The organism is Methanoculleus caldifontis, assembly GCF_032842345.1.
GTDB classification, from domain to species: domain Archaea; phylum Halobacteriota; class Methanomicrobia; order Methanomicrobiales; family Methanoculleaceae; genus Methanoculleus; species Methanoculleus caldifontis.
In genome coordinates this window covers 99,684-112,017 of record NZ_WBKO01000001.1, presented here as the reverse complement: position 1 = coordinate 112,017, position 12,334 = coordinate 99,684, and the positions used below count along the sequence as shown (strand labels likewise).

Annotated in this window: 14 protein-coding genes; 7 read left to right on the top strand and 7 right to left on the bottom strand. The window is 66.1% G+C overall.

The annotated features are described in order from the left end of the window. Positions 1 to 24: 24 nt before the first annotated feature. The 3 genes from F8E02_RS00555 (at position 25) to F8E02_RS00545 (ending at position 1,402) form a co-directional block, all read left to right on the top strand. Positions 25 to 231, top strand: a complete 207-nt coding sequence (locus F8E02_RS00555; protein WP_317063492.1) for a hypothetical protein — start codon at positions 25 to 27, stop codon at positions 229 to 231. 79 nt (positions 232 to 310) lie between these two features. Continuing rightward, complete coding sequence (locus tag F8E02_RS00550; protein WP_317063491.1) at positions 311 to 790, top strand: GNAT family N-acetyltransferase; 480 nt, start codon at positions 311 to 313, stop codon at positions 788 to 790. An 18-nt stretch (positions 791 to 808) separates the two neighbouring features. Further along, the gene (locus F8E02_RS00545; protein ID WP_317063490.1) at positions 809 to 1,402 is read left to right on the top strand and encodes a PH domain-containing protein; all 594 of its coding nucleotides are present in this window, start codon (positions 809 to 811) and stop codon (positions 1,400 to 1,402) included. Between the two features lie 27 nt (positions 1,403 to 1,429). Here F8E02_RS00545 and F8E02_RS00540 read toward each other — a convergent pair whose 3' ends face one another. The 3 genes from F8E02_RS00540 to cfbC all read right to left on the bottom strand — a co-directional run bounded on the left by F8E02_RS00540 (position 1,430) and on the right by cfbC (position 3,838). Beyond that, positions 1,430 to 1,903 (bottom strand): universal stress protein, encoded by a 474-nt coding sequence (locus F8E02_RS00540; protein WP_317063489.1) that lies wholly within the window; start codon positions 1,901 to 1,903, stop codon positions 1,430 to 1,432. An 83-nt stretch (positions 1,904 to 1,986) separates the two neighbouring features. Beyond that, positions 1,987 to 3,060 carry a nitrogenase component 1 gene (locus F8E02_RS00535; RefSeq protein WP_317063488.1) on the bottom strand — a complete coding sequence of 358 codons (1,074 nt, stop codon included), beginning with the start codon at positions 3,058 to 3,060 and terminating at the stop codon, positions 1,987 to 1,989. Continuing rightward, positions 3,020 to 3,838: a Ni-sirohydrochlorin a,c-diamide reductive cyclase ATP-dependent reductase subunit gene (cfbC, locus tag F8E02_RS00530; protein ID WP_317065130.1), complete on the bottom strand. Its 819-nt coding sequence runs from the start codon at positions 3,836 to 3,838 to the stop codon at positions 3,020 to 3,022. Before cfbC ends, F8E02_RS00535 begins: the two co-directional genes overlap by 41 nt. A 226-nt stretch (positions 3,839 to 4,064) precedes the next feature. Between cfbC and F8E02_RS00525 the strand changes: the two genes are divergently transcribed. Then, positions 4,065 to 4,688 carry a hypothetical protein gene (locus F8E02_RS00525; RefSeq protein WP_317063487.1) on the top strand — a complete coding sequence of 208 codons (624 nt, stop codon included), beginning with the start codon at positions 4,065 to 4,067 and terminating at the stop codon, positions 4,686 to 4,688. Positions 4,689 to 4,721: 33 nt separating this feature from the next. Here the strand turns inward: F8E02_RS00525 and F8E02_RS00520 are convergent, their stop codons facing one another. The 4 genes from F8E02_RS00520 to nfi form a co-directional block, all read right to left on the bottom strand. Beyond that, complete coding sequence (locus tag F8E02_RS00520; RefSeq protein ID WP_317063486.1) at positions 4,722 to 6,179, bottom strand: TrkH family potassium uptake protein; 1,458 nt, start codon at positions 6,177 to 6,179, stop codon at positions 4,722 to 4,724. A gap of 79 nt (positions 6,180 to 6,258) precedes the next feature. Beyond that, entirely contained in the window at positions 6,259 to 7,284 is a 1,026-nt protein-coding gene (locus F8E02_RS00515) for a phosphoribulokinase (protein ID WP_317063485.1), read from the bottom strand. Between the two features lie 71 nt (positions 7,285 to 7,355). Beyond that, positions 7,356 to 8,543, bottom strand: a complete 1,188-nt coding sequence (locus F8E02_RS00510) for an FprA family A-type flavoprotein (protein WP_317063484.1) — start codon at positions 8,541 to 8,543, stop codon at positions 7,356 to 7,358. Between the two features lie 123 nt (positions 8,544 to 8,666). Next, positions 8,667 to 9,383, bottom strand: coding sequence for a deoxyribonuclease V (gene nfi, locus F8E02_RS00505; RefSeq protein WP_317063483.1), 717 nt, complete (start codon positions 9,381 to 9,383; stop codon positions 8,667 to 8,669). A gap of 90 nt (positions 9,384 to 9,473) precedes the next feature. Between nfi and F8E02_RS00500 the strand changes: the two genes are divergently transcribed. The 3 genes from F8E02_RS00500 to F8E02_RS00490 all read left to right on the top strand — a co-directional run bounded on the left by F8E02_RS00500 (position 9,474) and on the right by F8E02_RS00490 (position 12,319). Beyond that, positions 9,474 to 10,430 (top strand): slipin family protein, encoded by a 957-nt coding sequence (locus F8E02_RS00500; RefSeq protein WP_317063482.1) that lies wholly within the window; start codon positions 9,474 to 9,476, stop codon positions 10,428 to 10,430. An 88-nt stretch (positions 10,431 to 10,518) separates the two neighbouring features. Beyond that, positions 10,519 to 10,719, top strand: a complete 201-nt coding sequence (locus F8E02_RS00495; protein ID WP_317063481.1) for a rubredoxin — start codon at positions 10,519 to 10,521, stop codon at positions 10,717 to 10,719. Continuing rightward, positions 10,706 to 12,319 (top strand): thiamine pyrophosphate-binding protein, encoded by a 1,614-nt coding sequence (locus F8E02_RS00490; RefSeq protein WP_317063480.1) that lies wholly within the window; start codon positions 10,706 to 10,708, stop codon positions 12,317 to 12,319. The genes F8E02_RS00495 and F8E02_RS00490 overlap by 14 nt, the downstream gene beginning before the upstream one ends. The last annotated feature ends 15 nt before the right edge of the window (positions 12,320 to 12,334 follow it).

Here is a 12,334-nt window from a genome sequence, read left to right as displayed (position 1 = left end):
CAGGTCGTTACAGGGGGTTATGGCATGACACACCACGGCGGTTACGGCGCCCACGATATGCTTCTGACGAAGATGTACGATCTTTTAGACGAGGACCAGATGCGGCAACTGATGGTCCGGATGATCGAGTCCCGCATCAAGATGAAGCAGCAGCACATGGAACTGATGCAGCACAAGATCGAGACCTACCAGATGGCACGCGACATGCTCCAGAAGGGCATGAAGAAGTGAGCCTGCGCGGCCTCGCATGCCCTGGTGCGCGAGGGACCGGGGCTCTTCTCTTTTTACTCCTCACGGCGAATACATCCGTATGGACGTGATCGTCAGGAAATACCGCGAGGAGGACTTCCCGTCTGTTTCTGCCCTCGAGCGGGAGAACAGCCCGCAGGGGTGCAAGCCCGAGGTCTTCGTCCGGCAGGCGGGCATCCTCTTCGCCGGGACCTTCTTCATCGCGGAGTGCGCCGGGAGGGTCGTCGGCTACACCATCGGGGCGCTCGTGCAGCACCGGCCGGCGACCGGGTGGATCATCCGGCTGGTGGTCGCAGGGGAGCACCGGCGCCGGGGAATCGGGGAGAGCCTGGTTTCCGCCGTCGTCGACAGTCTCCGGGAGGTGGGGGCGAGGGAGGTCTATCTCTCGGTCGCACCGTCGAACCGGGGCGCCCGGGCGCTCTACGAGAAGCACGGCTTTGAGGGGGCGGAGTTCTCTCCGGACTACTTCGGCGAGGGGGGCGACCGCCATATCCTCCGGAGAGACCTCGCCGGCGGGGAAGGCTTAATCAGCAAGGGTTGAGATAAGTGGTCTGATATCATGCCCCTCACCCCGCTCCATATCGGAGAGGCGTTCAAACCGGCGCCGCAGTTCCGGTCCTACCTCTACGCCTCCCTGGGCCTTGCCATCGCCGTCTTCGTCCTGCCGTGGTTCGTCCCGCTCGTCGCCCTGAGCCCGGCACCCATCGCTCTCGCCGTCACGCTGCCGGTCGTCGGCGCCTTCGTCTTCGTCGTCTACTGGATCCCGCTCTACTACGAGAGCATCGTCTACCGGCTGACCGTCACCGAGATCACCTGGCAGCGGGGGGTCTGGTTCCGGCAGACGGGGATCGTCCCCTACAACCGGATCACGAACGTCGATATCAGCCAGGGGCCCCTGATGCGCTACTTCGCCTTCTCGGCGGTCAAAGTGCAGACCGCGGGCTACTCGGCCCAGGCACAGGCGGAGATCGTCCTCACCGGGATCGAGGACCCAAAAGACGTTCAGGAGAAGATCATGAACTTCGTCCGGACGGTCGGCCCGGTCGCGGTCGACGGCGGGGCGGAGCAGCCGCCGGCACTCCCTGCCGCCGGCGAGATCGTGGAGGAGCTCCGGGCGATCCGGCAGTTGCTGGAGAGCAGGCAGGAGAGATAACACTTTTTTGGGAAAAAGGGGGGAGGACTACTGCCCCCGAATCATGTCCCGCTTGATGACCAGGACCGGCTGGCGGGCGTTCTTGATCACGTACTCCGAGACCGTCCCGAGCAACCGGTCGCGGAGGTTGGACCGGCCGTGGGAGCCGAGGACGACGAGCGAGGCCCCCTCCTCGTCCGCGGCAGCGACGACCTCTTTTCCGGGGCTCCCCACGGGCGTTCTGACGGTCACTGCCATGCCCTGCTTCTCGAGCGCCCGGCGGGTGTCGATGACCCTGTGCTGGATCTCCTCACGGAGCTCGCGCTGGGCCTCGGTCTCGCGGTCCGGTATGGTTCCGAGGAACCCCTGCCCGCCGGAGGCGATCATGGTGACGTCCTTCTCGTCGATGACGTGGACGAGGACCACCTCCCGGGCTCCCGCCTCCCGCAACACGGGGATGTAGTCGAGCACCTTCATGGAGGGTTCGGAAAAGTCCGTTGGGAACAGGATGCGTTTGAACATCGATGACACTCTCTCCGGGGGTCTCTCTCTCGCACCGGGTATTTAAATGGCACTGTGCGGAGTCGGGCGGGGGAGCCGCCCCCTCACCCCCGCCCCTTCCCCCTCACCAGCACCCGCCACCGGTTCAGCATCCGCCGCAGCCCGGCGGTCCCCACGGGCGCAGGATACGGCAGGGGAATGGCCGTTCCCTCCGGGTCGACGGTAAGACCGAGGGCTTCGGCGCACTCGGTCGAGATCCCCTCCGCCGCCGGGTCCGGATCGAGCATCGGGTGGGGGGAGCGGAAGCAGACCCGGCTCCCCGAAAGGTCGGAGAACCGCGAGAGCATCTCCGCCTGATAAGCCCGCTCCTCCTCGACCGCTTCCGAGGCGTCGACGCCGCAGATCCGGCCGACCTCCTCGAGAAACCGGCACGTCCCCGTGAGGCCGGCCGGGAACGAGTCCACGTAGGGCGTCTTGAACCTCCGGAGGAGGTCCTCGCCGACCGGCCGGAGCGAGGGCTCGCGGAGGATGTTCACCGCGGCGGCGCCGAGCCGGCCGGCGTCCTCCGTCGCGATCCCCCGCACGAACCGGAGGTTGATCCCGATCCCGAGCCGCGAGAGGAGGCGGGCGATCTCCGCCGCGTTCTCGTCGACCCCGTACTCCAGGTTCTTCTCGCCGACGAGGTTTGCCGCGAGTGTCACCTCCGCCGCAGGGCTCGCGAGCGAGGCGACCGAGGAGAGGGCGTTCCTGATCCCGGTCTCGAAGACCCCGCCGAGGAACCCCGCCGTCGGGACCGCGATCACCGGGACGCCCCAGGGCCTTGCGCAGACCGCCGCCGTGTCGTCCCCGATCGTCTCGACGATGCAGGTCGAGAGGACGAAGATCGAGGCGGGCGGCGGCGAGGAGACGAGCGCCCGGGCTATCGTCTTCTCGAGAGCCTCCTCGCCGCCGAAGATGATATCGTTCTCGGTGAGCCGGGTGGAGAGGAGGCGGGGAACCTCCACGCAGTCGTTCGCGAGGATGGTGGCGTGGAGGAGGGAGAAGTTGTGGTGGGTGCATCCCGACGGGCCGTGGACGATGCAGACCGCGTCCCGTACCTGCGTCAGGACCGAGAGCGCCCCGGTCAGGGTGCACCCCTCAAACCTGGACGAATTCGAGGGCGAAGGATTCGAGTTCATCCATCTCGAGGGGGGTCGGGGTGCTCGTCGTCTCGTTCGCGTAGATCGTCCGGGCGAGGTCCTGGTAGACCGCCGCCTGGGCCGAGTCGGGGGCGTACTCCACGACCGTCTGCTTCTGGAGTTCCGCGATCTGGACCACGCGGTCGCGGGGGACGTAGGCGATCATTCGGGAGTTGATCCGGCGGGCGAACTCCTCCACCAGGTCCCGCTCGCCCTCGATGTTCTTTGCGTTGCAGATGACGCCGCCGAGCGTGCACCTGCTCCGGACCCGGCGGGAGAGGCGGGTGATGGCCTTCGCGATGTTGTTTGCCGCGTAGATCGACATCAGTTCGCCGGAGGTGACGAGATAGACCTCCTGCGCGTACCCCTCCCGCATCGGCATCGCGAACCCGCCGCAGACGACGTCGCCGAGGACGTCGTATACGATCACGTCGCCCGTGAGCGCCTCCAGGCGCTCCAGGAGCTGGAAGGTCGCGATGATCCCTCTCCCGGCGCACCCGATCCCCGGCTCCGGTCCGCCGGCCTCCACGCAGCGCACTCCCCTGAAACCGGTGTGGACGACGTCGTCGACGGTGATCTTCGCGTCGCCGCGCTCCCTGATGAGGTCGAGCACCGTCGGGATCCAGGTCCCGTGCACCAGCATGCGGGTGCTGTCGTGCTTGGGGTCGCAGCCGATCTGCAGGATATCGAGCCCTTCCCCTGCGAGTGCCGCCGAGAGGTTTGCTGACGTAGTGGATTTCCCGATTCCACCCTTCCCGTAGAGGGCGATCTGTTTCATCATTCCTAGTATGCGCTTGCATGGGTAATTAGGTGTCGGGTGGATTTTGTGGGGTTCGTGTATATATTGTTTGCTGTGATTCACAATGCTTATTTTTGTGCCATTTTCTACTTACTGTGCGAGAAAAAATGTCTTTTTGGTTTTTAAGTTGTTAATGTGCGATTTTTAATTTCCAAAAAGTATATTAATCGCTGTTTGAAACTCTTGTTTACGCAGAGGGAAAACGATGGACCCAAGATTTCGAGCACGGCTGGTTGCGGCGATCATCCTCCTGATCGTCGTCTGTTCGATCTTCTCGGTGAGCCCGGTCGCCGGTTTCCGTCTGGAGAACAGGGATGGGAGCGGGACCGAGGCGGCACTCGCAGAGGCTCTGGTACTGCAGCAGAGCACCAAGATCCGGGATGAGTACATGGAGAACCTCACCGTCTACATCGACAGCAGGAACGAGAAGTTCCGGCAGCAGGATGCGTCCGATAACGCGAGCGGCGTGAGCGGCCTCTACGCCCCCGATGAGAACGCCATCTATATCCGCTCGGACAGGCAGCCCGAGCGGGCCGACGACGTCTTCGTCCAGCAGGTCGGCTACCGGGTCTACCACACCATGGGCTTTGACAAGAGCACGGTCCTCCCTGACCTCGAAGCGGACGCCGGGACCTACCTGACCCGCATCACCCCCCCGCCCGGCGAGGAGAGGCAGGCGGCCGTCTTTGCCGAGGCCTTCATGCTCTACCACACCTCCCCGGCGCTCCTCGAGGAGGACGCCCCGGGCATCTACGCCTACATGGACCTGCTCGTCAAGAACGGCGGGGACTACGCATCGATCGACGGTCTGTATATCGGGCAGGCGTGATCGCCTCCCCTTCCTTTTTTTACCCGGGCAGGTTCAGTCGAACCGTTTGAAGACGCCCATGACGAGCATGATCACCGGGATGATCTCAAGACGCCCCACCCACATCAGGATGATGAAGAGGATCTTCGCCGAGTCGGTCATATCCGGCGAGACGAACCCCGTGGAGATGCCGTTGTTGCACATCGCGGAGACGACCTCGAAGATGACGTTGCTCGAGTCGAAGGCCGTGGGCTGGAGGTGCATCACCAGTATCGTCGCGACGAAGATGGTGAGGAAGTAGAGCATGATGGTCAGCATGTTCCGCGAGACCTCGAGGTCGGCGATGTTCTTCGGGATCACCCTGCCGTCGTATTTGAACGGCACGAGGACCTTGCCCGAGACGAACATCCGCCGGAACCACCAGACCAGGCTCTGGAACCCGAGCACGACGCGCGAGAGTTTGATACCTCCGGCGGTGCTCCCCGCCGCCCCGCCGATCACCATCAGCATCGAGAGGAAGAGGACCGTCACGCTCGCCCACTCGTTAGGGGAGGCGACCTGATAGCCCGTGCTCGTGACCGCCGCGGCCGACATGAAGAGCGCCTGGCGGACGGCGGTGGGGATATCCGTCGCGGTGAGCGTGACGAGGTCCCAGGCAATCACGAAGATGCCGAGCGCGATGAGCATGAAGAGGAGGCGGGCCTGCTGGTCTTCGAAGAACCGGACGCCCTTCTGGCGGTAGAGGAGGTAATAGAGTTTGAACGGCAGAGCGCCGGCAATCATGACCGGGACGATGAGGATCTCGAGGAGCGGGTTGTTGTAGTATGGGATCCCCTCCGAGTGGACGGAGAATCCCCCGGTGGCGATCCCGGCGAGAGCGATGTTCACCGCGTCCCAGACGGGTACCCCGGAGAAGAGGATGAGGGCGACCGATGCTCCGGTCAGGACCAGGTAGATCTTCCACATCTCCATACCCGTCGCGACGACGCTCGGCATCAGGGCCTCCGAGCGCCCCTCCGACCGGTAGAGGCGGAACTGGGTCAGCCCGGTCCTTGAAGCCAGCGCGACGGTGAAGGCGACGATCCCGATCCCGCCGAGCCACTGCATCAGCGACCGCCAGAAGAGGAGGGTCCGGGGCAGGTCTTCGACCGAGCGCATCATGGTCAGGCCCGTATCGGTCCACCCCGACATCGCCTCGAAGACGGCGTCGAGGTAGGAGACGCCGAGGCCGAGGGTGAAGGGGAGGGCGCTCACCAGCGCGATGATCAGCCAGATCAGGGCGACGGCCATGAGGGCGGCGGAGAGGGGCGGCTCGCGCTCCCGCCGGGGGATCCGGGCGAGAAGCGTCCCGAGCAGGAAGAGAACGATCGGGACGGAGGCCATGGGGGGGAACATCTCCCACTCCCCGTAGATCGCCGCGACGACGAGCGGCACCGCCGTGGCGACGCTCATGTACCTGAGAATCTCGCCGATGTCGGGCGCGACGATCGAGAACTGCTCGACCCTATCCATCGATACACGTTCTCCGGGCGCTCTTATCTACTTTCGCCCGGCGGTGAAACGCCCTCCGGGCGGTGGAGAGCGCCTCCATTCACCGGCGCCCGCATCCGCACCCGCCGTCTCCGGAGAGCGTCGCCGGGTCGCCGGCAGCTCCCGGCGGGGCGCTCTCGATGAAGATACGCCGGTTGATGATCCGCCAGGCGAGGATGAGCTGGGCCATGTCGCCGGCCGTCAGGTAGGCGCCGCTCTCGACGAGGTCGATGGGCCGCACCAGTGTCTGAATCTCGATGTTCCTCTCCAGTTTCCTGACGACGGCGTCGTTCAACTCCCCGTCGAACGCGAGCGCCCCCATCGTTCTCCCCCCGACCTCCTCGGTGGTGAACTCGACCATGAAGTCCCGTTGCGAGAGCGAGAGGAGGGGGAAGAGGTCGATCGAGAGGTCGACGTCCCTGATGCTCCGGTCGAGTTTGCTCTGGCAGAGGGTGACATGGTAGACGTTGCGCCGCTCGCTCGCCTCCCTCCCGTACTTCGAGAAGGCGATCCTGATGACCGCATCCGCAAACGCGCACTGGGGCGCGACGTACCGCTCGAAGTCCGGTTTGCGCTCCTCCATCTCCCGGAGGACGGCGTCGCGGGAGTAGCCCCGCTGCTCCACGTCGCGCTTGATCTTCCAGGCCCGTTTGACGTCGGGGTCCGGGTCCACGTAGAGCTTGAAGTCGATCAGGCTCCGGAGGGTCCCGGTGATGAACGGGTGGAGCCCCTCGATGATCAGGATCTTCGTCGGTCGGAACGTCACCGGGGGGTCGAAGACCCCGGTGTCGTGGTTGTAGACCGGTTTTTCTATCGTCTCTCCCGCCTTGAGTGCCGCGAGGTGCTCTTCCAGGAGATCGAACCGGTTCGCCTCGGGGACGAGCGGGGTGATCCCGAGAGCTTTGCGCTCCCGGCGGTCGTAGCGGTGGTAATCGTCGATGCTGAACGTGGAGACGAGGTCCTCGCCGAAGATCTCGCGGATGGCCCGGGTGAAGGTGGTCTTCCCGCTCCCGCTGTCTCCCGCGACGCCGATGACGAAGACGTAGGACGACTCGGCAATGACTCTCTTGAAGTCCGATTGGGGCATGGGTCAGCTCGGGAAGTAGTCGGCGTCTCCCGTGTTAACGTTTCGGTCCCACCCCGCACGGGGCGGGCCGCCTACGGTGCGCCGATCCCCGCCTCGCGGTGCCTCTTCGCGATCTCGTCGGCGAGACGGTCCAGCGCCGCGAAGTCCTCCTCCTTCGGGAGGCCCCTGACGTAGACCGGGTCGAGGACCTCGACCTTGAGCCGGCCGAGCATCTCCTTCAGGGTGTCGACGGTCTTGCCGCCCCAGCCGTAGGACCCGATCACCGTCACGTAGCGGGTCTTGGGGCGGAGGAGGTTTGTGAGGTACGCCGCGTAGACCGCCTGCGGGTGGGGGCCGAAGATGACCGTCGGCGTCGCGATCACGATCGTCGCCGCGTCCACGAGGGATTTGGCGAGTTCGCCGATATCGGTCCGGGGCAGGTTGAACGGCTCCACCTCGACGCCGCGCTGCATCAGGGCGTCGACGAAGTGGTCGACCATCGCCTGCGTGCTCCCGTGCATGGAGACGTATGGGAGGACCACCGTGTTCTTGACCGCGTCGCTCGTCCAGTCGCGGTAAGCGTCCATGATGAACGCCGGCTTATCGTAGATCGGGCCGTGGCTCGGCGCGATCAGGTCGATCCGGCGGGTCGCGAGTTTCTCGAGGTGCGCCCTGATGCTCGACCTGAAAGGCATCATGATCTCGGCGTAGTAGCGTTTCGCCGACTCGTAGACCGTGCCCTCGTCGGGGACGTAGAGGGAGCTCGTCGCGTAGTGCGAACCGAAGAGGTCGCACGGGAAGAGGATCCGGTCCTCCGGGAGGTAGGAGAGCATCGTCTCCGGCCAGTGGACCCAGGGGGCGATGATGAACTCGAGCGTTTTGTCGCCGAGAGGGAGCGTATCGCCGTCGCCGATCGTGACGACCCGGTCCGGGTCGATCCGGAGGAGGTCGACCAGCATGTCGCGGCATTTGGCGTTCGTCACGAGTTTCGCGTCATACCGGTCGAGGACCGCCGGTATCGACCCGGAGTGGTCCTGCTCGGCGTGGCTGGAGACGACGTAGTCGATCTTCTTAACGCCGAGGCTGTCGAGGTTCGCTATCAGGTCCCCGACCTTTGCCGGGTCGACCGTGTCGATCAGCGCCGTCTTCTCGCTGCCCCGGATGAGGTAACTGTTGTAGGTCGTCCCGTCGGGAAGCGGGATCAACTCGTCGAAGAGCCGGCGGTCCCAGTCGATGGCGCCGACGGCAAAGACGCCCGGCACGATCTCACGCGCGGCCATACTCTCCCGCCTCCCCCGGTTCAGTTCTGCGATAGACACCGATGTCTGACATACTTCACGCTCCGCGGGCCCGGGCGGGCCCTGATGCCTCTATCCTGCCGGAACGCAGATAACGGTTTCGCCCTATCCGCCGCCGGAAAAGAGGGTGGCCTGTCTCCCCCCGCCGCCCGCCCCCCTCCGGACCTCATTGGCAAAGAGGTGTGCCTGCCTGGTCGGCTCAGGGAGCCGGTAGCCCCGCGTCGTCGCGAGGACGAGGCCGACCGCCTGCGCGAGCGCGATCCGATGTCCCACCGAGACGTAGACGGGCTTCGTCCTCTCCTTCGTCCGGACCGCCATCCCGATCGTCTCTGTGTCGCGGAGGATGGGGGCGGTTGATCCCCTGCCGGCTTCGGGCTCGGCCGCCGTCCCGGTGAGGAGGCTCTTTGCGACCCCGACCGTCGGCCGGTCGAGGAGGACGCCCATGTGGCTCGCGATCCCGAGCCCCCTTGGGTGGGCGATCCCCTGGCCGTCGAAGAAGACGACGTCCGGTTCGGACCGGAGCCGCCGGCACGCCTCGACGAGGGCGGGCCCTTCGCGGAAGGAGAGGAGGCCGGGGATGTAGGGGAACTGCGTCCCGGCGGAGGCCGCGACCCGCTCGACGACGGCAAGATCGGGGTAGCGGAGGACGACGACGACCGCGTGAATCTCGTCCGACCCCCTTGCATACGAGGCGTCGGCGCCGGCCACCAGGGAGACCTCACCGACATCGCCCGCGAGGCGGACCCGGTCCCGGAGCACCTCCTGGAGGCGGACGGCCTCGCCCGGCGTCAGGTCGAAGGGGTGGGTCTCGCTGATCTTCATGGCCGCTCCTGCTGAAGGGACTGATTCGCGTTGTGCTATAAAACTATTATTATATACTTTGCGCGTACAGCACCCCGCAGGGAAAAACGTATGAGCAGGCAGAACCCGCTTCGCTATGCGATTGCCTTCCTGATCGCGCTCGTGGGAGTTGCGGTCGCCTATCTCGCCCTCACGACTCCCGGCCTCTCCCTCTTCCTCTGGGCCGCCGCCGCCGTAATCCTCGCAGGGATCTTCGCCGCCGCCGCGACCCAGATCGCCGACCAGTGGGAGAAAGCGGTCGTCCTGCGCCTGGGCAGGTTCACGGGCCTCCGGGGTCCGGGCATCTTTGTCCTCGTGCCGCTCGTCGATACGATAGCCTACTGGATCGATCTCCGCACCATCACGACATCTTTCCGGGCAGAGAAGACCCTGACCCGCGACACGGTCCCGGTCGACGTCGAGGCGGTCCTCTTCTGGCGCGTGAGAGACCCGGAGAAGGCGGCGCTGGAGGTCGAGGACTACCGCTCCGCAATCAGCTGGGCGGCGCAGACGGCGCTCCGGGAGGTGATCGGGAAGTCCGACCTCGCGAACATGCTCGAGGGTCGCGAGAGGCTCGATGCCGAGTTGCAGCGGATCATCGACGTCCGGACCGAGCAGTGGGGGATCCACGTCAGTTCTGTTGAGATCCGGGACATCCTGATCCCCCGCGAGCTCCAGGATGCGATGTCCATGCAGGCCCAGGCGGAGCGGGAGCGGCAGGCGCGGGTGATCCTTGGCGACTCCGAGCTCCAGGTCGCAAAGAAGTTCGAGGAGGCGGCGCGGACCTACCAGGACAACCCGACCGCCCTCCACCTCCGGGCGATGAACATGCTGTATGAGGGCCTCAAGGAGAAGGCGACGCTCGTCCTCGTCCCGGCCTCGGTCCTCGACACGATGAACCTGGGGACCACCCTCGGCCTCTCGGCGCTCGCGAAGAAGACGATGGAGGAGGACGGGGGCGGCCGGGGAACGGCGGCCGGCGACGAGAAGCCCCGCCCGCCGCCGGCAAGGGAACCCGGCCCCTCCTGAACCCGTCCTCCCGGCCCCCTTCCCCCGGGGGGCGAGTCATTTTTATACGTGGAGAGGGGGTACGGCAGTCATCCGGGACGTGAACGGTATGGGAAGATGGGTCTGCAGCGTCTGTGATTACGAGTACAACGAGGAGGCCGGCGACCCCGCTGCCGGCATACCTCCGGGAACGCGGTTTGAAGACCTCCCCGGCGACTGGCGGTGCCCCGGCTGCCGGGTCGGGAAGGAGGCGTTCGTCCGGGTCAATGGAGCGGGCGAGACGGAGGTGAACGAGGATGACGTCCTCTGAAGGGGCAGCGACGACGGTCGCCGACGTGCTGGTCGCGGAACTGGCGGCCTGGGGGATCGACCTCTACTTCGGCATCCCCGGAGCCTCGTCGCTCCCGCTCGTCGAGGCCGTCAGGAAGAACGAGAACGCCCGCTACATCGTCGTCCGGCACGAGCAGACCGCGGCCCTCGCCGCATCCGCCTACAACAAGTTCACCGGCAGGATCGCGGTCTGCCTGACCATCGCGGGGCCGGGGGCGACGAACCTCGCGACCGGTCTTTATGACGCAAAAGAGGACCACGCGAGCGTCCTCTCCTTGAACGGCCAGGTGAAGACCCAGTACGCCGGGCCGGGCGGCATCCAGGAGATCGACCAGGATGCCTTCTTCCGGCCCATCGCGGTCTTCAACAACACCGTCGCTGACCGGACGACGGCGGTCAAACTCCTCACGCGGGCGTTGCGCTATGCGGTCATCGGCCGCGGCGTCGCCCAGCTCTCGCTCCCGAACGACGTCCAGCGCGAGCCTCTCGACCCGGACTACTGCGCCCGCGAGACCTGCCTTGCCGAGGTCCGGGTCGCCCCGACCGAGGAGGCGGTCCGGGCCGCTGTTGAGGCGATCGACGCTGCTGCCCGCCCGGTCATCCTCGCGGGGTTCGGGGCCATGCACGCGGCGGGAGCGGTCGCCGACCTTGCAGAGGCCGTCCGGGCCCCGATCGTCACCACCTTCCGGGCGAAGGGCATCCTCCCCGACGATCACGCATGGGTCGCGGGGGTCCACGGGCCGCTCGGCACGCCGCATGCCCGCTCGCTCGTCGCGGCGTCGGACCTCGTGATCGCCTGCGGGGCGAGTTTCTCCGACCTCACCGGGATCCCCGGCGAGAAACCGGCCGTCCAGATCGATATCGACCCGCTCCAGCTCGGGAAACACCCCCTCGCCGCGGGGGTCTGGGGCGACTGCGCCACCGCCCTCCCCCTGATCGTCGAGCGGGTCCGGCCGCGGGAGGAGACCGGGACCCGGGCGTGGCTTGCCGAACAGAAGCGGGAGTGGTTCGAGCGGCTCGACCGGGAGGCCGACCCGGCGGCCGTGCCGCTCCGCCCCCCCTACATCATGAAGGTCCTCTCCGAGACCCTGCCGGAGGACGCCCTCATCTCCCTCGACGTCGGGGAGAACCAGTGGTGGTTCGGGCGGAACTTCCTGATGAAGCGGCAGCGGTTCGCGATGTCGGGGTACCTCGGCACGATGGGCTTTGGGCTTCCGGGGGCGATCGCGGCGAAACTCGCCTACCCGGAGAAGACGGTCGTCTGCATCACCGGGGACGGGGGGTTTTCGATGGTCATGGCCGACTTCGTCACGGCGGTAAAATACGGTCTCCCCCTCACGGTCCTGGTCTTCAACAACCACGAACTCGCGATGATCCGCGAGGAGCAGCGGGAGGCGGACTACCCGCCCTACGGCACCGAGCTCGCGAACCCCGACTTCGCCGCGTATGCGGAGGCCTGCGGCGGCGCCGGGATCCGGGTCGCGAGGCCGGAAGAGCTCCCTGACGCCGTCCTCCGCGCACTCCGGATGGACCGGCCGGTCGTCGTCGATATCGAGACCGATCCGAAGCGGTTCGGGTGATCGAGGTCCGGTCGG